The organism is Streptomyces sp. NPDC055140 (genome assembly GCF_053607285.1).
Window position 1 is genome coordinate 175,330 of the sequence record NZ_JBSGTG010000018.1, and the last position, 19,657, is coordinate 194,986.

Annotated in this window: 21 protein-coding genes and 1 pseudogene; 8 read left to right on the top strand and 14 right to left on the bottom strand. The window is 71.2% G+C overall.

Translation table 11 applies throughout. From position 1 onward, the window contains the following. Window positions 1-109: 109 nt before the first annotated feature. Window positions 110-814 (bottom strand): DNA alkylation repair protein, encoded by a 705-nt coding sequence (locus tag ACWFR4_RS30370; RefSeq protein ID WP_453655438.1) that lies wholly within the window; start codon window positions 812-814, stop codon window positions 110-112. A gap of 50 nt (window positions 815-864) precedes the next feature. Between ACWFR4_RS30370 and ACWFR4_RS30375 the strand changes: the two genes are divergently transcribed. Continuing rightward, complete coding sequence (locus ACWFR4_RS30375; RefSeq protein ID WP_453463741.1) at window positions 865-1,590, top strand: TVP38/TMEM64 family protein; 726 nt, start codon at window positions 865-867, stop codon at window positions 1,588-1,590. A 34-nt stretch (window positions 1,591-1,624) separates the two neighbouring features. Here the strand turns inward: ACWFR4_RS30375 and ACWFR4_RS30380 are convergent, their stop codons facing one another. Beyond that, a complete protein-coding gene (locus tag ACWFR4_RS30380) occupies window positions 1,625-2,794 on the bottom strand; it encodes a thiolase family protein (RefSeq protein WP_453463743.1) in 1,170 nt (389 codons plus the stop codon). 118 nt (window positions 2,795-2,912) lie between these two features. Here ACWFR4_RS30380 and ACWFR4_RS30385 point away from each other — a divergent pair, with 118 nt between their 5' ends. Next, complete coding sequence (locus tag ACWFR4_RS30385; RefSeq protein ID WP_453655439.1) at window positions 2,913-3,383, top strand: winged helix-turn-helix transcriptional regulator; 471 nt, start codon at window positions 2,913-2,915, stop codon at window positions 3,381-3,383. A 193-nt stretch (window positions 3,384-3,576) separates the two neighbouring features. Further along, entirely contained in the window at window positions 3,577-4,452 is an 876-nt protein-coding gene (locus ACWFR4_RS30390; RefSeq protein ID WP_453463747.1) for an undecaprenyl-diphosphate phosphatase, read from the top strand. 37 nt (window positions 4,453-4,489) lie between these two features. On the opposite strand, the gene ACWFR4_RS30395 is transcribed toward ACWFR4_RS30390, so the two are convergent. Beyond that, the gene (locus ACWFR4_RS30395; protein ID WP_453655440.1) at window positions 4,490-6,118 is read right to left on the bottom strand and encodes a TROVE domain-containing protein; all 1,629 of its coding nucleotides are present in this window, start codon (window positions 6,116-6,118) and stop codon (window positions 4,490-4,492) included. 485 nt (window positions 6,119-6,603) lie between these two features. On the opposite strand from ACWFR4_RS30395, the gene ACWFR4_RS30400 reads away from it, so the two are divergent. Next, on the top strand, window positions 6,604-6,780 hold the full coding sequence (locus tag ACWFR4_RS30400) for a hypothetical protein (RefSeq protein ID WP_227293511.1): 177 nt from the start codon (window positions 6,604-6,606) through the stop codon (window positions 6,778-6,780). A gap of 46 nt (window positions 6,781-6,826) precedes the next feature. Here ACWFR4_RS30400 and ACWFR4_RS30405 read toward each other — a convergent pair whose 3' ends face one another. Further along, the gene (locus ACWFR4_RS30405; RefSeq protein WP_453463752.1) at window positions 6,827-7,465 is read right to left on the bottom strand and encodes a maleylpyruvate isomerase N-terminal domain-containing protein; all 639 of its coding nucleotides are present in this window, start codon (window positions 7,463-7,465) and stop codon (window positions 6,827-6,829) included. Window positions 7,466-7,552: 87 nt separating this feature from the next. Between ACWFR4_RS30405 and ACWFR4_RS30410 the strand changes: the two genes are divergently transcribed. Continuing rightward, window positions 7,553-8,053, top strand: a complete 501-nt coding sequence (locus tag ACWFR4_RS30410; RefSeq protein WP_453463754.1) for a nuclear transport factor 2 family protein — start codon at window positions 7,553-7,555, stop codon at window positions 8,051-8,053. A 92-nt stretch (window positions 8,054-8,145) separates the two neighbouring features. Next, the gene (gene lnt, locus ACWFR4_RS30415; RefSeq protein ID WP_453655441.1) at window positions 8,146-9,840 is read left to right on the top strand and encodes an apolipoprotein N-acyltransferase; all 1,695 of its coding nucleotides are present in this window, start codon (window positions 8,146-8,148) and stop codon (window positions 9,838-9,840) included. Here the strand turns inward: lnt and ACWFR4_RS30420 are convergent. Together ACWFR4_RS30420 and ACWFR4_RS30425 are read right to left on the bottom strand one after the other, a co-directional pair. Then, window positions 9,764-10,669, bottom strand: a complete 906-nt coding sequence (locus ACWFR4_RS30420) for a Gfo/Idh/MocA family protein (protein ID WP_453463760.1) — start codon at window positions 10,667-10,669, stop codon at window positions 9,764-9,766. The genes lnt and ACWFR4_RS30420 overlap by 77 nt on opposite strands. Before the next feature lie 37 nt (window positions 10,670-10,706). Continuing rightward, entirely contained in the window at window positions 10,707-11,033 is a 327-nt protein-coding gene (locus ACWFR4_RS30425; RefSeq protein ID WP_453463763.1) for an FAD-dependent oxidoreductase, read from the bottom strand. On the opposite strand from ACWFR4_RS30425, the pseudogene ACWFR4_RS30430 reads away from it, so the two are divergent. Then, window positions 10,916-11,553 (top strand): annotated as a pseudogene (locus ACWFR4_RS30430) (TetR/AcrR family transcriptional regulator). The gene ACWFR4_RS30425 and the pseudogene ACWFR4_RS30430 sit on opposite strands and share 118 nt — an antisense overlap. A gap of 642 nt (window positions 11,554-12,195) precedes the next feature. Here ACWFR4_RS30430 and ACWFR4_RS30435 read toward each other — a convergent pair. From ACWFR4_RS30435 to ACWFR4_RS30465, 7 genes are all read right to left on the bottom strand, one after another. Beyond that, on the bottom strand, window positions 12,196-12,747 hold the full coding sequence (locus ACWFR4_RS30435; protein ID WP_453463766.1) for a hypothetical protein: 552 nt from the start codon (window positions 12,745-12,747) through the stop codon (window positions 12,196-12,198). A 164-nt stretch (window positions 12,748-12,911) separates the two neighbouring features. Next, a complete protein-coding gene (ung, locus tag ACWFR4_RS30440; protein WP_453463768.1) occupies window positions 12,912-13,595 on the bottom strand; it encodes a uracil-DNA glycosylase in 684 nt (227 codons plus the stop codon). Between the two features lie 105 nt (window positions 13,596-13,700). Continuing rightward, window positions 13,701-15,281: an ABC transporter substrate-binding protein gene (locus ACWFR4_RS30445; protein WP_453463771.1), complete on the bottom strand. Its 1,581-nt coding sequence runs from the start codon at window positions 15,279-15,281 to the stop codon at window positions 13,701-13,703. Window positions 15,282-15,446: 165 nt separating this feature from the next. After that, window positions 15,447-16,214: an SDR family oxidoreductase gene (locus ACWFR4_RS30450; protein WP_453463774.1), complete on the bottom strand. Its 768-nt coding sequence runs from the start codon at window positions 16,212-16,214 to the stop codon at window positions 15,447-15,449. A gap of 17 nt (window positions 16,215-16,231) precedes the next feature. Then, the gene (gene fabG / locus ACWFR4_RS30455; RefSeq protein ID WP_266566823.1) at window positions 16,232-16,993 is read right to left on the bottom strand and encodes a 3-oxoacyl-ACP reductase FabG; all 762 of its coding nucleotides are present in this window, start codon (window positions 16,991-16,993) and stop codon (window positions 16,232-16,234) included. Between the two features lie 159 nt (window positions 16,994-17,152). After that, complete coding sequence (locus tag ACWFR4_RS30460) at window positions 17,153-17,542, bottom strand: DUF3037 domain-containing protein (protein WP_453463776.1); 390 nt, start codon at window positions 17,540-17,542, stop codon at window positions 17,153-17,155. Further along, window positions 17,539-18,366, bottom strand: coding sequence for a HipA family kinase (locus ACWFR4_RS30465; RefSeq protein ID WP_453463779.1), 828 nt, complete (start codon window positions 18,364-18,366; stop codon window positions 17,539-17,541). The genes ACWFR4_RS30460 and ACWFR4_RS30465 overlap by 4 nt, the downstream gene beginning before the upstream one ends. Before the next feature lie 119 nt (window positions 18,367-18,485). Between ACWFR4_RS30465 and ACWFR4_RS30470 the strand changes: the two genes are divergently transcribed. After that, complete coding sequence (locus ACWFR4_RS30470) at window positions 18,486-18,929, top strand: Rieske (2Fe-2S) protein (protein ID WP_376541188.1); 444 nt, start codon at window positions 18,486-18,488, stop codon at window positions 18,927-18,929. 9 nt (window positions 18,930-18,938) lie between these two features. On the opposite strand, the gene ACWFR4_RS30475 is transcribed toward ACWFR4_RS30470, so the two are convergent. After that, the gene (locus tag ACWFR4_RS30475) at window positions 18,939-19,583 is read right to left on the bottom strand and encodes a cysteine hydrolase (protein ID WP_453655442.1); all 645 of its coding nucleotides are present in this window, start codon (window positions 19,581-19,583) and stop codon (window positions 18,939-18,941) included. Window positions 19,584-19,657: the final 74 nt, after the last annotated feature.

The window sequence follows — 19,657 nt, forward strand, 5'->3', positions numbered from 1 at the left end:
CCGGAACATGACGCCGATCATTGCCGAAGAAGCGGCGCAGGTCGAATGGTTTTCCGGCGGCACGGGTGGCTCGGCGGGTGGCCGGATTTCCCTTGGGGCGTAAGGGAGTTCAGGGTCCGATGTTCTTCAGGGCCTCGCGCACCGACAGGGGCGCGAGCCGGTCCCGGTGGGCGGCGACGAAGGAACGTACGGCGTCCGGGTCGGTCTTCGCGTACTCACGCAGGCACCAGCCGATGGCCTTGCGGATGAAGAAGTCGGGGTGCGGCGCCTGGCGCAGGCAGTAGCCGAAGAGGCGCTCCGTGTCGGTCGTCTCCCTGCGGCGGAGCTGGTGCAGGAGCGCGGTGCGGGCGATCCACAGGTCGTCGTCCTCGATCCACGCGTCCATGTCCTTCGCCAGGCGCAGGTCGGCCGCGACGCGCGCGCCGACGACGTGCGCCGCGAGCAGGTCGACGGTGTCCCACCACGGGACCGTCGACACGAGGTGCCGGGCGACGGGCAGGAAACCGGACGAACAGCGGCCCGCGTACCGGCGCAGGTAGTCGACCGCGAAGTACGCGTACTCGCGCTCGGGCAGCTCCCAGCAGCGCAGCGCGAGCGCGGTGCAGTCGATCTCGTCGGGGCGCGGGGCCCCGGCCAGGACCGTGCGCGAGAGTGCGCGGCGTACGGGGGTGGTGAGACCGAGGAAGGGGGCCACGTCCTTCATGTACGCGCGCATCTGCCCGGCCCGCTCGGGGTCGGCCGCCGTGGGGTACAAGGCGGTGAGCCGCTCCAGCAGGGTGTCGGCCAGCGCGCTGCGCGGGACTGTGACGGTCATGCGACACAACCCTACGGCGAACTTACATATGGGTCGGTTAGTCTCCCCGGATGCCCGACACCGTCGCGACCCGTCCCGAGGGACTCGCCGCCGCCCGGCCGGCGGGCCTTGCCCTGCGTTGCACGAGAGTTCTGCTGTCGCCGTGGTCGCGGCTGTCGCTCCTGGTGGCGCTGCTGGCCGCGGGCGGGGCCATGGTGTTGCTCCTTCAGCCGCAGCGGCTCCTCGCGGACGGCTGGCCACCCCAGATGGGCGGCGCCGCCGCGGTCGTCCTGTTCGGCGCCGCGTACGGCCTGTGCACGGTGGCCTTCGTTCCGCGGCCCCTGCTGAACCTCGCGGCGGGCGCGCTGTTCGGTTCGCAGCTCGGCACCCTGGCGGCGCTCGGTGGGACGGTGCTCGGCGCCGGGGTGGCGTTCGGGCTCGGCCGGGTGCTCGGCCAGGAGGCGCTGCGGCCCCTCGTACGCGGCCGCTGGCTGAAGGCGGCCGACGGGCAGCTCAGCCGGCACGGCTTCCGGGCGATGCTGGCGGCGCGGCTGTTTCCGGGGGTGCCGTTCTGGGCGGCCAACTACTGCGCCGCGATCTCGCGCATGCGCTGGGCGCCGTTCCTTCTCGCCACGGCGATCGGCTCGGTCCCCAATACGGCGGCGTACGTCGTCGCCGGGGCCAGGGCCTCGACTCCGACGTCGCCCGCGTTCCTGATCGCGATGGGGTTCATCGCGCTGACCGGCCTCGCGGGTGCGGTGGTCGCGTGGTGCAAGCGCCACCGCCTCCGCGGCTGACGCACCCCCGCAGACTCAGAGCGCTTCTGAAGACTCAGAGCGCTTCGAGGACGGTCGCGTTGGCGAGCCCGCCGGCCTCGCACATCGTCTGGAGTGCGTAGCGTGCGCCGCGGGCGCGCATCGCGTGGACCAGGGTGGTCATCAGGCGGGTGCCGCTCGCGCCGAGCGGGTGGCCGAGCGCGATGGCGCCGCCGTGCACGTTCAGCTTCGCCGGATCGGCTCCGGTCTCCTGGAGCCAGGCGAGGACGACGGCCGCGAACGCCTCGTTGACCTCGAACAGGTCGATGTCGCCCAGCTCAAGACCCGCCCTGCGCAGCACCTTCTCGGTGGCGGGGATGACGCCCGTGAGCATCAGGAGCGGGTCCGAGCCGGTGACGGCGAAGCTGTGCAGGCGGGCGAGGGGGCGCAGGCCGAGCCGGGCCGCGTTCTCGCTCGTGGTGATGAGGACGGCGGAGGCGCCGTCATTGATGGGGCTCGCGTTGCCCGCGGTCACCGACCAGTCGATCTGCGGGAAGCGCTCGGCGAAGTGCGGATCGTAGTAGGCGGGCTTGAGGCCGGCGAGGATCTCGGCGGTGGTACCGGGGCGCACGGACTCGTCTCGGGTGACGCCTTCGAGGGGCGCGACCTCGGCGTCGAAGAGCCCGGCCGCCCAGGCCTGGGCGGCCTTGCGGTGCGACTCGACGGCGTAGGCGTCCATCAGGTCGCGGGACAGCGACCACTTGGCGGCGATCAGCTCGGCGCTGACGCCCTGCGGGACCAGCCCTTCCGGATAGCGTGCGGCGACGCCGGGACCGAACGGGTCGGCGCCCTCGGGCACGTTCGACCACATCGGTACGCGGCTCATGGACTCCACGCCGCCGGCGATCACCATGTCGTAGGCGCCGGAGATCACACCCTGGGCGGCGAAGTGCACGGCCTGCTGGGACGAGCCGCACTGGCGGTCGACGGTCGTGGCGGGCACGGACTCCGGGAAGCCCGCCGACAGGACGGCGTACCGGGTGGTGTTCATGGCCTGCTCGGCGACCTGGTCGACCGTGCCGCCGATGACGTCGTCGATCTGCGCGGGGTCTATCCCGGCTCGGCGGACGAGGGTGCGCAGGGTGTGGGCGAGGAGTTCGACGGGGTGGACCTGAGCGAGCGTCCCGTTCGGCTTGCCCTTCCCGACGGGGGTGCGTACGGCTTCGACGATGACTGCGTCACGCATGGTGCGGGCCTCCTTGGCCGACGGGTCGGTGCCGGCACCGATTACCAGTGAGTAGGAAAACTGAACTCACCATAGCCCTGCTAGTTGGAAAAGCAAACCCTCGCTTACACTGATGCGCATGCCAGCCGCCAAGGACCCGCGCCCCTGCTCGATCGCCGACACGCTGGCCGTGGTCGGCGAGAAGTACTCGCTCCTGGTCCTGCGCGAGGTGTGCCTCGGCAACGGACGCTTCGACCAGCTGGTGCGCAACATCGGGGCGCCGCGCGACATCCTGGCGACGCGTCTGCGCCGCCTCGTCGACGCCGGCATCCTCAAGAAGGCCGCCTACCAGGAGCGCCCGCAGCGCTTCGAGTACCGGCCCACCACGGCAGGGCTCGAACTGGAGCCGGTCCTCATGACCCTCATGGCGTGGGGTGACCGTCATCTGCGCGACGACGGCGACCGCCCGATGGTGATCGAGCACACCTGCGGCAACGAACTGGTCCCTGTCGTGACCTGCTCCGCGTGCGGCGGCACCGTCCACCACGAGGACCTCAGCGCCCATCCGCAGGCCCCGGGCTGGACCACGGCGGGCCCGGCCGCGGCGTAGCGCCGTCCGGGTGAAGAGGCCCTGTCATCGTCTCTTCACACAAGGGCGCTACGCTGCCCCACGGCGGGCGCCCTTCCCCTTCCGTACCCCTTGACCCGTACGGCCTCGCCCGCCTGTCCGTCCTTCCTCCGTGTCCGCCTCTGGCCTGCGCGTCTGCGGTCAGCTCACGTCAGCACTTGGATCGCGTAACTTCATGTCTTGGTTCGAATCATTCATCCTCGGGCTCGTCCAGGGGCTGACCGAGTTCCTGCCCATCTCGTCGAGCGCGCATCTGCGGCTGACCGCGGCCTTCGCGGGCTGGCACGACCCGGGGGCCGCATTCACCGCGATCACCCAGCTCGGCACGGAGACGGCGGTGGTCATCTACTTCCGCAAGGACATCGCGCGGATCATCTCCGCGTGGTTCCGCTCGCTCACGAACAAGGCGCTGCGCAGCGACCACGACGCGCAGATGGGCTGGCTCGTGATCGTGGGCTCGATTCCGATCGGCGTGCTCGGTGTCGCGTTCAAGGACCAGATCGAGGGCCCGTTCCGCGATCTGCGCCTGACCGCGACAACCCTCATCGTGATGGGCATCGTCCTCGGTGTCGCCGACCGTCTCGCGGCGCGCGACGAGGTCGGCGGCAAGCACCGCGCGGTGCGGGAGCGCAAGGGGCTCAAGGACCTGAGCGTCAAGGACGGTCTGATCTACGGCGTCTGCCAGGCCATGGCCCTGATCCCCGGAGTCTCGCGCTCCGGCGCGACCATCAGCGGCGGCCTCCTCATGGGGTACACCCGTGAGGCCGCGGCCCGTTACTCGTTCCTCCTCGCGATCCCCGCGGTCCTCGCCTCCGGAGTCTTCGAACTGAAGGACGCCAGCCAGGACGGCTCCGTCTCCTGGGGCCCGACCGTCTTCGCGACGATCATCGCTTTCGGCGTCGGATACGCAGTGATCGCATGGTTCATGAAGTTCATCTCGACGAAGAGCTTCATGCCGTTCGTGTACTACCGGATTCTGCTCGGCATCGTGCTGATCGCGCTGGTGACGGCGGGCGTCCTGAGCCCGCACGCCGGGGAGTCGGCGGGCTGACCCCGCCCGGCCCGAGCCGGACGGGACCACCCCTCACTCACCTCTCCCGCTGCTTCTCCCACGGCCAGCTCGCGCCGCCGCCCCGCTCGATGAGCGGGATCAGGCGGAACGCCTGGTCGGTGAGGCCGCCGAAGGCGTGCCGGTTCGCGCCGCCCGAAGGGGTCGCGCCCACCTTGTATCCGGCCATGTTCCACATGTAGACGGGCACGTCCCTCGGCACGAGCGCGTCGATCTCGGTCTCGGCCATGCCGCCGAAGCCCTCGGCGTTCGACGGGAACCAGCCGGGCCGGGTCTGCTCGTCGGTGACGACGACCACGCGGTCGTGCCCGGAGTAGTGCTTCTTCACCGCGGTCGGGATGTCGGTGCCGGAGATCTGCCCGAACCTCTCGACGATCCGCAGAACACTGCCGCCCCTCCGGAAGTTCAGGCGCCGGCTCTCCATCCCGAACTCGACGAGCGTCGGCACCTCCGCGCGCATGGCGAGTGCGGCGCCGAACACCGCCGCCTGCTCGGCGAGCGGGATGTCCGAGCGGTGCGGCGTCGACCATACGCAGCCGGGAAACATCGACGGCGAACGGTCCACCAGGATCAGCGAACGGCCGGGCAGCGCGGGCACACCGGCCAGCGAGTGCGCGAGCGCCCGCTCCAGAGCGTGTCCCCAGCGCAGCGACGGGGCGTGCTTGTACGCCGCCCAGAAGCGGAACGGGAACATGCGTGACCGACGCACCTCGTCCGCGTCGGCGAACCGCGCCGCCACCCGCTGCGCGATCTCGTCCGAGACACCGGCCTCGTCGAAGTTGCGCAGGTTCCGCGCGAGAGCCATCAGACCCATGGACGGGATGATCGCCTCCCACGCCGCCGCGTCCATCGGCCGCTGAAGCCAGCCCGCAAGCGACTCCCACGTCATGGCCGCCTCGGCGAGCCGGCCGGTGTCCGTGGTGAGCACCGCGTGGCGCTCCTCCACCGGTACGCGCATCAGCCGCTCGCGGGCGCGCAGGGTGCGCAGCCGCTCCGGGATCTCCTCGGCGTTGCCGTGCCGGCGGTCGAGGGCGTGCTGGAACAGGTCGCCCTGCCACGGCTTGTCGGTGGCGGGTGCCGGGTGCGCGAGGTTGAGGACGTCACCGAACCGGTAACCCTTGGAGTCGGTGTCGTACTTGAGGAGCGAGCGCTCGTCGTAGAGCCGCTGGGCGGCGTCGGCGATGCCGCGCTTCACCGGCTTCGGCAGCCGCCGGCCGTGCCGCGAGGTCCAGTAGCCGAGCAGCTCGCCCGGCTCGTCGGCGCGCTGGAGGACGCTGTCGACGGCCTGACGGGAGTGGCCGGGCTCGCCCGCGTCGATGCGGGCCTTGACGAACTCGGCGGCGCCGACGAGCGCGGCGGTCCGCATGTTCCCCTCGCCACGCAGCCAGCCGAGCAGGCCCGCGGTCCACTCGGGGTCCTCGACGGCGAGCTGCCGTACGAGGGTGCTGTAGCGGTCGTCGCGGTCGTCCGCGGACTCGTAGAAGGCGTCCGTGGCGACGAGGTTCGAGACGGCGAGCAGGAACAGTTCGCTGCGCGTGTCGCGCAGGTATCCGGTCGCGCCCTCGTGCGTGCGCGCCCGCTCGCCCGTCACGGTGGCGATCGGCGACCGGCCCACCGGGCGGGTGCCGCGGGTGTTGAAGCGTGCCATGAGGCGGCCCCTCTCTGTGGAGGGGAGGCACCGCGTGCGGGCATGCCGAACCGGGGCGCGGCGCTGCTGGGTGCCTCCCGAGATCGGATCGGTCCGCGGCGGCGTTCACCACAAGAAGTAGCCGCGGACCTGCGCACCGGGAGGTGCGTGACGTGTGCTGCCCAGAGATCAAGTTCGGTGCAGGTACAAGGTGCTCTGCCGACTGAGCTACGCCGACCTGAAGCCGACGACGGGACTCGAACCCGCGACCACCCCATTAACAGTGGAAGTAACCCGCTCCTTCGCACCTGGGCATGCTGCAACTGTAGTGACGGGACGCGACGCTGCCACCTGGTTTTTCACCGGCCGGTCCGCGCACGATCCGCCCCTCCCCGACGGCTGTTGCCAGGGACTGGCAGGCAACTGATAGATGTTTAGGATCACTTGGCGAATATGTTCCGTCGCTTAGGGTTCCCAGTGGGCGGCACGCACCCTAGCCTTACCGCATGCCGCTTGAGTGTTCGGGTTCCGCGCGGTCTGCCGAGGAAGTCAACGAGCAGATCCGCGGGTTGTGGTTGCGCGCGGGTGGCCGGCTCTCCACCGAGCAGCGCGCCCAGTACGCGCGGCTCGTCACCGAGTGGGCGGTCGCGGTCCGTACGGAGGTCGTCCAGGCCGCGGCCTGACGTCCCGTCAATTTTCTGTGCCCGGCCCGGTCAGCCTGTCCCCCTGCTAGCGGACTTCGGCGTTCCAGCGCCAGGACGTGAGCCGCTCCCTGCCGGGCAGCTCGCCGCGCCCCGTCGCCCACAGCAATGTACGCCAGGGGTCACCGCCCTGCGGCGCGTCGGGGAACAGCCGGGCGAGGGCCCGGGCGCAGAGGCCGGCGGGCGGGGTCCAGTCGAGGCCGAGGCCTTCGGCGATGTCCTGCGTGTGGACAAGGGTCTCCACGACGCCCATCGCGCCGAAGCCCGCGGGGTCCGAGAGGCCGAACACGTGGTGGGCGCGAGTCTCGGGCGCGGCCGTCCGCACCATCGCGACCAGCAGGGCGCCACTCGCGTCGAGCACCTGGAGCAGTCCCGCCGGGCCCGCGTCGCGGTTCGCGAAGATGACGTTCGCGGGGCCGTCCGGCCTGCGGCGCGTCCAGTCGAACGGCACTTCGGTGTCCAACGGCGGCTTCGCCGGGCCGAGTTGGGCCGCATAGGCGAACAGGTCGTCGGCCAGATGCTCGGCCGTCTCCCAGCAGTCCCACTCCAGCGAACCGGCCTTGACGCCCCAGTCGGCACCCGGCGCCCCGCCGAAGGTGTCCACCGCGAGCCGCACGGAGTGCGCGAGGTCGTCGGCGGCGGTCTGTGAGGTGCTCTCTCGGGACATGCCGAGAAGGTACCAATGATCACTGCCCCGGGCCTCTCCCCCGTCGCGCCCCTTGGATCTGCGGTTCCGGTGCCCAAGACTGACTCAATGACACAGCGCGTAGAACTCGCCACCGTGATGGACCGACTCGCCATCGAGGAGCTGATCACCGACTACGCGGTGTCCGTGGACGACGGGGACTGGACGGCGTACCGCGGACTCTTCAGTCCCGACGGGCACGCCGACTACCGGCGGGCCGGCGGCATCGAGGGCAGCGCGGCCGAGATCACCGAGTGGCTGATTCGGACGATGGAGCTGTTCCCGATGCGCCAGCACCTGATCGTCAACCGGCGCCTGCGCTTCGGCCGCCTCGACAACGACACCGGGGACACGGCCGAAGTGCAGGCCGACTACATCAACCCGATGCGGTTCGCCGGAGACGGCGCGGGCAGCGCCTCTGACACGCCCGCCGGTGCGCCCGACTTCGTGTGTGGCGGCCGCTACGCCTTCGCCCTGGTGCGGACGCACTCCGGCTGGCGGCTGCGCGGGGTGACGGTGCACGAGAAGTGGCGCCGCACCGAGGGCGCCGCGGCGGCCACCACGCCCTGACGCGAGCGCCCCCGATGCCCACTGTCAAAGATCGTCCCGGGCGCGCACACTGAAAGCACGTACCGGGCGTCGGACGACAAGGGAGGCGGCGCATGGACGGGTCGGGCGGGAACGGTCGGTCGCGCTCGTCGAGTACGACGCAGTCGTGGCCGGCGTCGGCGCCACCGGCGGCGTGGGCGGCGCCCGCCGCGTCGTGGCAGGGCATCGCCTCCCGCCTCGCGGCGTCCCCCTGGTGGCGTGGCGTCGCCGCCGTGTGCGCCGGCGCGCTGCCCGCCGTCGCCTTCCCGGCGCTGTCGCTGTGGTGGCTGGCCTACGTCGCGCTGGTGCCGTGGATGCTCCTTGCCCGGTCCGCCCGCACACCGCGCCGCGCGGCCCTCGACGGCTGGCTCGGCGGGCTCGGGTTCATGCTGGCGGTGCACCAGTGGCTGCTGCCGAGTCTGCATGTGTTCACGGTTGTGATCGCGGCGCTGCTCGGCGCACTGTGGGCGCCCTGGGGCCGGCTCGTGCGGCGGCTGCTCGGCGGCACGCCCACGCGCGGGCAGGCGGCCGCTGCCCTGGTCGCGGTGCCGTCGGCGTGGCTGATGGTCGAACTGGTGAGGTCCTGGCAGGGGTTGGGCGGCCCGTGGGGGCTCATCGGATCGAGCCAGTGGCAGGTGCAGCCCGCCCTGCGCGTCGCGTCGGTGGGTGGGGTGTGGCTGGTCAGCCTGCTCGTCGTGGCGGTCAACACCGCCGTCACGGTCCTCCTCGTGGCGCGCAGCGCCCGTACGCCCGCGGTGGCGGGGCTTCTGGTGACGGCCACGGTGACGACGGCCTCCTGGGCCTGGGCTCCGCGCCCTGAGCCGGATGGCCAGGTCAGGGTCGCCGTCGTCCAGCCGGGCCCGATAGGCGGCGCCGACAGCGGCGAGAAGCGCTTCGACCGGGAGGAGCAGCTGACGCGCGGACTGGCCGGGCAGGGCGTCGACCTGGTGGTCTGGGGCGAGAGCAGCGTCGGCTTCGACTTCTCGCAGCGGCCGGACCTCGCGCGCCGGATCGCGGCGCTCTCGCGCGAGGTGGGCTCGGACGTCCTGGTGAACGTGGACGCGCGACGCGTCTCCCCCGGCGGCGCCCCCCGCATCTTCAAGAGCTCGGTCCTGGTGGGCCCGGACGGTCTCACGGGGCAGCGCTACGACAAGATGCGGCTCGTCCCCTTCGGTGAGTACATCCCGGCGCGCCCTCTGCTCGGCTGGGCCACGTCGGTGGGCAAGGCAGCGGGCGAGGACCGGGTGAGCGGGACTCGGCAGGTCGTGATGGACGTAAGGTCCGCGCGGGACAGCGACCTGCGGATCGGCCCGCTCGTGTGCTTCGAGTCGGCGTTCCCCGACATGACACGGAGGCTCACACGCGACGGGGCTCAGGTGCTGCTCGCGCAGTCCTCGACGTCGACGTTCCAGCACAGCTGGGCGCCCGAGCAGCACGCGTCGCTCGCGGCCGTACGCGCCGCGGAGACGGGCCGTCCGATGGTGCACGCGACGCTGACCGGGGTGTCGGCCGTGTACGGCCCGGACGGATCACGCGTCGGTCCCTGGCTCGGCACATCGGCGAGCGCGGCCCGGGTCTACGAGGTGCCGACGGCGCACGGCACGACGCTGTACGTGCGGTTCGGCGACTGGCCCGTGCACGCGGCCGTCACCGTGCTCGCCCTGCTGGGCGCGGCGGAGGCCGTCCGCCACTTCAGGCGGCGAACCGCTGCACCTCACGTACGACCTGCTCGCACAGCACATGCGTCTCCAGCGCGTCCTTGGCGCTGAGGACCTTGCCCGCGCGCACGCCGTCGAGGAAGCCGAGGACCACCTGCTCGATGCCGCGCTGGCGGGCCACCGGCACCCAGTCGCCGCGGCGGCGCACCGTCGGCTGGCCCTTGTGGTCGATGACTTCGGCGAGATTGACGACCTGCCGCTTGGTGTCCTGCCCGGAGACCTCGAGGATCTCCTCGGTCGAGCCGCTGAGCCGGTTCATGACGCCGATCGCCGTGAACCCGTCCCCGCCGAGCTGGAGTACCACGTGGTGCAGCAGGCCGTTCTCGACCCGGGCGCGCACCGACACGTCGTCGATCGGACCGGGCACGAGGTAGCGCAGGGTGTCGACGACGTGGATGAAGTCGTCGAGGACGAGCGTGCGCGGCTCCTCGGGCAGCCCGATCCGGTTCTTCTGCATCAGGATCAGCTCGCGGGGGTGCTCGGCGCACTGCGTGTAGCCGGGCGCGTGACGGCGGTTGAAGCCGACGGCGAGGCTGACCCCGCGCTCCTCGGCGAGCCGCACGAGGCGCTGCGAGTCGGCGAGTTCGTAGGCGAGCGGCTTGTCGACATAGGTGGCGACGCCCGCTTCGAGCAGCCGCGTCACGATCTCGGGGTGGACGGCGGTCGGCGCGTGCACGAAGGCCGCGTCGAGCCCCTGCGCGAGCAGCGCGTCCAGGTCGGTGTGCCGGTGTTCGGCGGGAATGTGGTGCGTGTCTCCGACCCGCCGGAGCGTCGCGGGTGTGCGGGTCTGCAGATGCAGCTCGACCCCCGGCAAGGTGGTGAGCACCGGCAGATACGCCTTCTGCGCGATGTCTCCGAGCCCGATGCAGCCGACCTTCACGTCCGTCTTCCCCTCGCCCCGGGCCGTCCGTGTTCGGCTAAGCCCTCTGTGTCTGGGCAGCATACGGCCGCTGCGGGGGCCGCCAGTCAGCGATCTCGTCTAATCCGCGCAGCATGACGGCGGGTCCGGTCTTGTCGAGAGCGGCGATGAGGGTGTTGCGCAGCGCCATCGCGGGCCGGTTCCTGAGCATGTTCACCCGGCCGACCGCGACGGCCTTGCGGGCGACAGCGGTCGTACGCGGCCTGCGTGCGGCGGTGTACGCGGCGAGGCCCGGGGCGTCGGGCTGCGCGGGGTCCGCGTGGTGGGCGAGCACGACGGCGTCCTCGATGGCCTGGTTGCCGCCCTGACCGAGGGTCGGTGGCATGGCGTGGGCCGCGTCGCCGAGCTGTCGACGAGGCGGCGGGCCTGCCACAGGGGTCGACGTCGAACTACGCACGGACCCGGCTCGTTCTCCTGGAGGCGGCGGTGCGGCGCCTCGCCGTGCGCGAGTCACGGGTGCTCGCCGTGGACGAACTGCCGGATCCGGCGGGCGGGATCCACTCGCTCGTCGACGGCATGGCGCTCGCGCTGCACCGCTATCTGACCAGCCACCCTCAACTGCTGGTATGACGTTACGAGTTGGCGCTGGAGGCGACGCGGCGGCCGGAGTTGCGGGCGTTCTTCGACGAGACAGGCCGGCAGTTCCACGAACCGCTCACCGCGCTGCTGCGGGCCGCGGGGTCCCGGAATCCGGAGCGGCACACGCTGTCACTGGTGGCTGGTCCGAGGGGATCATGTTCTCGTGCGTGGCCGGAGCGTTCCACGCGTCGGTCCCGGACCTGGCGGAACTGCGGGCGGGATTCGGGGAACTGCTGCGCGGGATGCTCGACGCGTCCCCGTCCTGACCTGCGCGTCACCCGTGCGGGGCATCATCGGCCGACGGGCCCGCCACGAGGGTCCGTACCCGACAGAGTTGCGCGGGTGCATCGATCGACGACCTCAGCAGCGCTTCTGCTCACGGTGACGGCCACGGCCGCCGCGGTGTCCGGTTGCGTGAGCGTACGGCAGCCGGAGCCTTCGGCCACGTCCCCCAGCGCCCCGGCCGTTCCGGCGGCGCCCCGCCCCGACGGCCGGGCGGACCCCCAGGTCGTGCAGGCGCCGGTGCGGGAGGCGCTGGACAGGATGGGACGTACGCCACCGGCCCACTCACCCTCACCCGAGCCGACCGGTGCGCCACGCCCGCCCCAGCCGCCACACCACGAAGCCCCGCACCGGTCGGGACCCGGCCACGCGGCACGCCCCGCGGCGCCTCCGCCGCACCACCCGCACACGGCCACCCCCGCGGCACCGGGCGTCCCGGGCTATGTGTGCGCACTGGGCAACCAGTACGGCAAGTGGAACCCGGACAGCCCCGAGGCTCGCATCTGCCGGGAGACATACGGAGGGTGAGAGGCGACGGAGGATGAGGCGGGCCGGAAGGCGAGGGGCGACGGAGAATGAGGCGAGGCGGGCGGCGCATCGAGCGGGGGCGGTGTGGGGGTGGCCGCCTACGAACTCCGTCTGGGCGGCCCCAGCGGCTCGCCCCCGGCGGAACCGCGGCCCGGGCCCTCGTCCCTCCCGGGCGGCATCGCCGCGACCCGCGTTTCCAGGCGGACGATGGCCGCCCGTACGCCGTCCCCGTAACCGTCGTCCCCGAGCGCGCCCACCACGGCGCGCGCCTGCGTCAGATGGCAGCGGGCCGCGTCGGGGCGGCCGAGCTTCACATAGTCCGCCGCCAGGTTGAGATGCAGCGAGGGGTAGAGCGCGCGGACCGCGAGCGACTGTTCGTGGCGTGCGAGCCGCGCCTCGGTCAGGCCCTCGGCGGCGGACAGGGCCCGCAGGTCCCACGCCAGCTCGTCGTCCGGGTCGTCCTGGGCGTCCGCCATGTAGTGCGCGAGCGTGCAGCGGTGGAGGGGGTCGCCGTCCTCTCCGATCTCCGCCCAGAGGACCAGGTACCGGTCCCTGGCCTCCTCGCGGTCACCGGCGTGATGAAGCATGATCACCTGCCCGATCCGGGTCATCATGGCGTCGTCCGCCGCCTGCTCCCGCTGCTCAGCCACAGGTCCTCCACGCTCGTATGCCGATCGTCCAAGCTGATAACGATTCCGACGCTATAGGCAGCCGCTGACAATCCCGGTCAGGCGCGGGCGGGGGTCCCTCCGGGGGCCGGGCGTTCACCGCACGCGGAGCTGCACGCACCCGGAGGGACAAGCGCCCGGGGGCGTCAGCCCAGGTTCGGGATCTGCCAGTCGATCGGCGTGTGACCCTGAGCGGCCACCGCCTTGTCGATCTGCGTGAAGGGATGCGAGCCGAAGAACTTCTTCGCGGAGAGCGGCGAGGGGTGCGCGCCCTTCACGACGACATGGCGCTCCTCGTCGATGAGGGGCAGCTTCTTCTGCGCGTAGTTCCCCCACAGGACGAACACGGCCGGGTCGGGACGGTCGGCCACCGCGCGGATCACCGCGTCGGTGAACTGCTCCCAGCCCTTGCCCTTGTGCGAGTTGGCTTCGCCGGCCCGCACCGTGAGCACCGCGTTCAGCAGGAGGACGCCCTGCTCGGCCCACGGCATCAGATACCCGTTGTCCGGGACCGGGTGGCCGAGCTCCTCCTTCATCTCCTTGTAGATGTTCCGCAGGGAGGGCGGCGTCTTCACGCCGGGCCGCACGGAGAAGCACAGACCGTGCCCCTGCCCCTCCCCGTGGTACGGGTCCTGGCCGAGGACAAGGACCTTGACCCGGTCGTACGGAGTCGCGTCGAGCGCCGCGAAGACCTCCTCGCGCGGCGGGTAGACGGGACCCTTCGCGCGCTCCTCCTCGACGAACTCGGTGAGCTCCTTGAAGTAGGGCTTCTGCAGCTCCTCGCCGAGGACGCCGCGCCAGGACTCGGGCAGCATCGCGGTGTCGGTCACGTCAACAACCTCCGGGGTACGGTCACTTCACGGCCGTACGAGGCACGGCCGCTACACACCCCAGAACCTACCCGCGGCCACTGACAACGGGTCCCGGCGGCCCGCCTACCAGCTGGTCTTGCGCTGCAGCTCCCACATCATCATGATCGTCGACGGGTCGAGGGCCCGCTCGCCGCCCGAGATCTCCTCGCTGGCCGCGATGTACTGCTTGCCCTGCCACAGCGGCAGCAGCCGGGCGTCGTCGACGAGTATCTGCTGGGCTCGCTTGAACTGGCCCACCACGGCGGCGCGGTCGCTCTCACGGCGCGACTGCGGCAGCAGATCGTCGGTGATCTCCTTGGACGCGTAGGGCGTTCCGAGCGCGTTCTGCTGGCCGACGAAGGGCGCGATGAAGTTGTCCGCGTCCGGGAAGTCGGGGAACCAGCCGCGTCCGAAGGCGGGGTACTCGCCCTTGCGGTATCCGGCCTCGAACGTCTTCCAGGGGCGTCCCTTGATCGTGACCTCGAACAGTCCGGACGCGTCCAGCTGTCGCTTGAGCTCGGTGAACTCGGCGCCGGTCGCGGACCCGTAGCGGTCGGTGGTGTACCAGAGGGTGAGCGGGACCCGGTCCGTGATGCCCGCCCGGCTGAGGATGGCCTTGGCCTTGGCCGCGTTCGGGTTGCCGAAGTCGTCGAAGAAGCCGGTGGTGTGCCCGGTCAGGCCCCTCGGGACCATCGAGTAGAGCGGTTCGACGGTGTCCTGGTAGATCTTGTGGGCGATCGCGCCGCGGTCGACGACCTGGGCGACGGCCTTGCGGACGGCGGACTTGCGCGCCCAGGGGTCCTTGGGGTTGAACACCAGGTAGCTGATCTCCATGCCCGCGCCCTCGACGAGCTGGATGCCGTCCTTGGCCTGCTTGCCCTGGAGCCCCACGACGTCCGACGCGGCGAGCCCGCGGTACGTGGCGTCGATCTTCTTGGCGCGCAGGGCGCCGACCATCGAGGCGGAGTCCTTGAAGTAGCGGATGGTGACGGCGCTGTTCTTGCGCTCGGCGAACCCGTCGTAGTGGTCGTTCTTGACGAGCTCCGCCTTGTCACCGTCGGTGTACGCGTCGAGCGCGTACGGCCCGGAGCCGGCGATCTTGCCGTCGTCGCGGACCGCGTCGGCCGGGTACTCGGCGGGGTCCACGATGGACATCGCCGGTGTCGCGAGCACGAAGGGGAAGGTCGCGTCGGGCTTGTTCAGTTCGAAGGTGACGTCACGGTCGCCCTTGACCTCGACCGACTTCAGGCTGCCGAGGAGCCCCTTGGGGCCACCCTTGACGTTGATCCTGCTGATGCGGTCGATGGAGAACTTGACGGCCGCCGCGTCGAGCTTGTCGCCGTTCGAGAACTCCATGCCCTCGCGCAGTTTGCAGTGGTAGACGCTGTTGGAGGGGTCGGTGAACTCGCAGCGCTCGGCGGCGTCGGGCTTCGGCTCGGAGGCGCCGGAGGGGAAGCTGACGAGGGTCTGGTAGACGTTCCTGAACAGCTCCCAGGAACCGTCCCAGGACGCGGCCGGGTCGAGGGTGCTCGGCGCGCTGGTGGTCCCCACGACGATGGGTTCGGTGTCGTCGGACTCTCCGGACGACATCAGTCCACATCCGGCAAGGAGCGATATGCACGTTATCGCCGCCAGTTGACGGGGGCCCTGGATCCGGTTGAACACGCGCGCGCTCCTCGATCGGCCATGCCACAGGTCGGCAGACCATACCGCAGTGCCCCGCCGGGCCAACGAGGCACTCCGGCAGGGCACTTGATGCGTACGTACGCGACATACGCGGGGAACTTCACTTAGGCGAACTTGGTCCGATACGCCCCCGTCGGGGGTTTGTCAGACGACGCCCGCATTGAGGAAGATTCCGCCGTCCACCACGAGGGTCTGACCGGTGATCCAGTCGGACTGCTGCGAGGTCAGGAAGGCGGCGGCGCCGCCGATGTCCTCGGGCACGCCGAGCCGGGCCAGCGGGTAGGCGGCCGCGGCCTCCTCCTCGCGCCCCTCGTAGAGGGCCTGCGCGAACTTCGTCTTGACGACCGCCGGGGCAATCGCGTTGACCCGCACCTTGGGCGCGAACTCGTGCGCGAGCTGGACGGTCAGGTTGATCATCGCCGCCTTGCTCATGCCGTACGCGCCGATGAACGGGGACGGGGCGAGACCCGCGACGGAGGCGATGTTGACGATCGCCCCGCCGTTCTCGCTCTGCCACGCCTTCCACGTCTGCTGGGCGAAACCGAGCGCGGAGATCACGTTGGTCTCGTAGACCTTGCGCGCCACGTTCAGGTCGAGCTCGGCGATGGGACCGAACACCGGGTTCGTGCCGGCGTTGTTGACCAGGTAGTCGACGCGGCCGAAGGCCTCCATGGTGCGCTCGACGGCGACGGCCTGGTGCGCCTCGTCGTGGGCCTTGCCGGCGACATGGATGACGCGGTCGGCGCCGAGCTGCTCGACGGCCTCCTTGAGGGCGTCCTCGCCGCGTCCGGTGATGCACACGCGGTCACCGCGGGCGACGAGCGCTTCGGCGACGCCATAGCCGATGCCGCGGCTTCCGCCGGTGACGAGGGCGACCTTGCCGGAGAGCTCCGGAAGCTGGGATGAAGTCATGTCCGTTTCCCCCTGCCCTAGTTGAGCGGTCCGCCGGCGACGTACATGACCTGGCCGGAGACGAATCCGGCCGCCTCGCCGGTGAAGAAGGCGATGGCGTTGGCGATGTCGTCGGGCTTGCCCACGCGCTGGACCGGGATCTGCGTGGCGGCGGCGGCCTGGAACTCCTCGAAGCCCATGCCGACGCGGGCGGCGGTGGCGGCCGTCATCTCGGTGACGATGAAGCCGGGGGCGACGGCGTTCGCGGTGACGCCGAACTTGCCGAGCTCCTTGGCGAGGGTCTTGGTGAAGCCCTGGAGGCCGGCCTTCGCCGCCGAGTAGTTGACCTGGCCGCGGTTGCCGAGCGCCGACGACGAGGACAGGTTGACGATGCGGCCGAACTTGGCGTCCACCATGTGCTTCTGGACGGCCTTCGACATCAGGAACGCGCCGCGCAGGTGCACGTTCATGACGGTGTCCCAGTCCAGGGCGCTCATCTTGAACAGCAGGTTGTCGCGGAGCACGCCCGCGTTGTTGACGAGGATCGTCGGCGCGCCGAGCTCCTCGGCGATGCGCGCGACCGCGGCCTCGACCTGCGCCTCGTCGGCGACGTCGCAGCCGACCGCGAGGGCCTTGCCACCGGCGCTGGTGATCTGCTCGACGGTGTCCTTGCAAGCGGCCTCGTCGAGGTCGATCACGGCTACGGCGCGACCCTCGGCGGCCAGACGTACGGCGGTTGCGGCGCCGATGCCGCGTGCGGCACCGGTGACGATCGCGACGCGCTGCTCAGTGGTGGACATGCTCTTCGGTCTCCTCGCCCTAGAGTGCGGCCCTCACGTCCCAACTCGGTGAGCGACCGCTTAGTACCCTGTGGACGTGACGCTAGAAGTCCTGGCACCCGGTGTCAACGTACCCACCGGGTGCGCCTGATCACTCACCGCGAAGGGGCCCCCGCGAGGTCACCTCACCAGGAGGTCGAGAAGCCTGTCGGCCTCGGCCTCGGGGTCCTCGGTGAGACCGGTGTGCACGGGGCCCGGCTGCACGACCGTGGAGCGCGGCGCGATCAGCCACCGGAAGCGCCGGCCCGCGTCGTCGTCCGCCGCCTGGCCCGCGTCGCCGCCCCCTCGGCAGTGGCTCTCGACGGCGGCGAGCGACGCGCGGACGCCGGTCACGTCCGCCTCCGGGTCGAGGGCGCGCAGCTTCGTCTCGTCGAGGTGCGTGAGCGCGCGGACGTAGGACTTTGCGCGGCAGTAGACGACCACGCCCGCGTTGATCTGCTCGCCGCGCTCGACGCGCGGGACGACGCGCAGCAGCGCGTATTCGAAGACGTCTCGGGTGGTCGTGGTCACCGGGTGCCGCCCTTCACACTCGCCGTGCCGGTCAGCCAGCCCGGGGTGCGCGGGACGCGGTCGGGATCCGGCTCGGGCAGGCCGATCCGCTCGTGGACGGTCGCCGCGCGGGGCAGCAGCACTGCGGCGTACGCGCGCCGCACCGCGTCCGGGTCGTCGAAGCCCGGCTCGTCGGCGAGCCAGGCGTCCGGGACGTCGGCGGTGACCTCGGCGAGCAGTTCCTCGGTGAGACGCGGCGCCAGCTCCGCGGCGGCCGCCGCGACGTCGGGCGCGAAGGGGGCGAGGGCGTGGTCAAGGGCGTCGTACGGCCGGGCCGCCGAGGCCTGGGCGCCCCGCCAGTTGTGGTGCCAGATCATGCTCGCGCCGTGGTCGATGAGCCACAGGTCGCCGTGCCAGACCAGCATGTTGGGGTTGCGCCAGGAGCGGTCGACGTTGTTGATCAGGGCGTCGAACCAGACGACGCGGCCCGCCTCCACGGGATCCACCTCGTAGGCGAGCGGGTCGAAGCCGAGCGCGCCGGAGAGGTACCGCATCCCGAGGTTCACGCCGCCGCTCGACTTGAGGAGGCCCTGCACCTCCTGGTCGGGCTCACCGAGGCCGATCACGGGGTCGAGTCCGATCCGTACGAGTCCGGGCACCCGGAATCCGAGCCGCCGCGCGAGCCCTCCGCAGATCACCTCCGCGACGAGCGTCTTGCGGCCCTGTCCCGCGCCGGTGAACTTCATGACGTAGGGGGCGAGATCGTCGGCCTCGACGAGCCCGGGGAGCGATCCGCCCTCCCTCATCGGGGTGACATAACGGGTCGCCGTGACTTCGGTGAGCATTGCCCCAGGTTAGGCGAGACATCATCGCCGTACGAAAGTCCGTCCGGTGTTGAACATTCCGGTCCCGCGGCCCGTACGGGAGTGGGCCACCCCCCTCGAACCGAAGGGAAACACCAGTAATGACCGCTTCGCACGAGTCCGTATCCGCCCCGACCCGCCGCACCGTCGTCGCGGCCGTGGGAGCCGCCGGTATCGCCGCCGCGCTCACCGCGTGCGGGAGCTCGGACGATTCGTCGTCCTCCGAGCCGGCGGGAAACGCGGCCAAGGACGGGGCAGGGAAGGAACTCGCCAAGACCGCCGACATCCCCGTCGGCGGCGGAAAGATCTTCGGTGACGCGGGCGTGGTGGTCACGCAGCCGAAGAAGGGCGAGTTCAAGGCCTTCACGAACATTTGCACCCATAAGCAGTGCCCGGTCACCGCGATCGAGGGCGGCACCATCAACTGCCCGTGCCACGGCAGCAAGTTCTCCATCGAGGACGGCAGCGTGAAGCACCCGCCCGCCGCGCAGCCCCTGGCCACCAAGGAGATCACCGTCTCCGGCGACTCGATCACGCTCGCGTAGCGACGCGGGTCAGCGGCCTCTGCGCGGGCGCTTCCAGCAGGTGAGCACGTCCTGTGTGGACGTCACGGTGGCGACGAGGGCGAGCGTGTTGCGGATCATCGCGGGGGTGTAGTCGGACGGCACCCCCGCGACGGCGTCGGCGGGCACGGCGACGGTGTAGCCGCGGTTCACCGCGTCGAAGACGGCGTTCGGTATGGCGACGTTCGCCGAGACGCCGGTGACGATCAGCGTCCGGCAGCCGAGATTGCGCAGCAGGGCGTCCACGTCGGTGCCCGCGATGGGCGAGAGGCCGTGCAGCCGGCGTACGACGATGTCCTCGTCCGCCACCTCGACGGGCGGCGCGATCCTGACCGCCTTGGTGCCGGAGATCTGCTGTACGGGCAGGCGTGCGGCGGCACGGAACAGCCGTCCGTTGCGGTTGGCGCCGCGCCCGTCGGGCCGCCGCTCCGCCACGGCGTGCAGCACCTGTACGCCGCTCTCGTGGGCGCCCGAGACGAGTCGCGCCACATTGCCGAGCGCCCCGGACGACCTGGCCTCCTGGGCGAGTTCGGGCAGGGCGCTGTCGGGACCGACGACCCCCTGCTGGCACTCCACGGTCAGCAGCACCGTGGTGGCCGGATCGAGCAGTTCGGCGAGCTCTTCGTACGACGGCACGGGGTCCCCCTGTCGCAGGCGTCCTGAGCGGCGAGAGACTAGCCACCATTGCGCCATGGGGGAAGACACCGCAT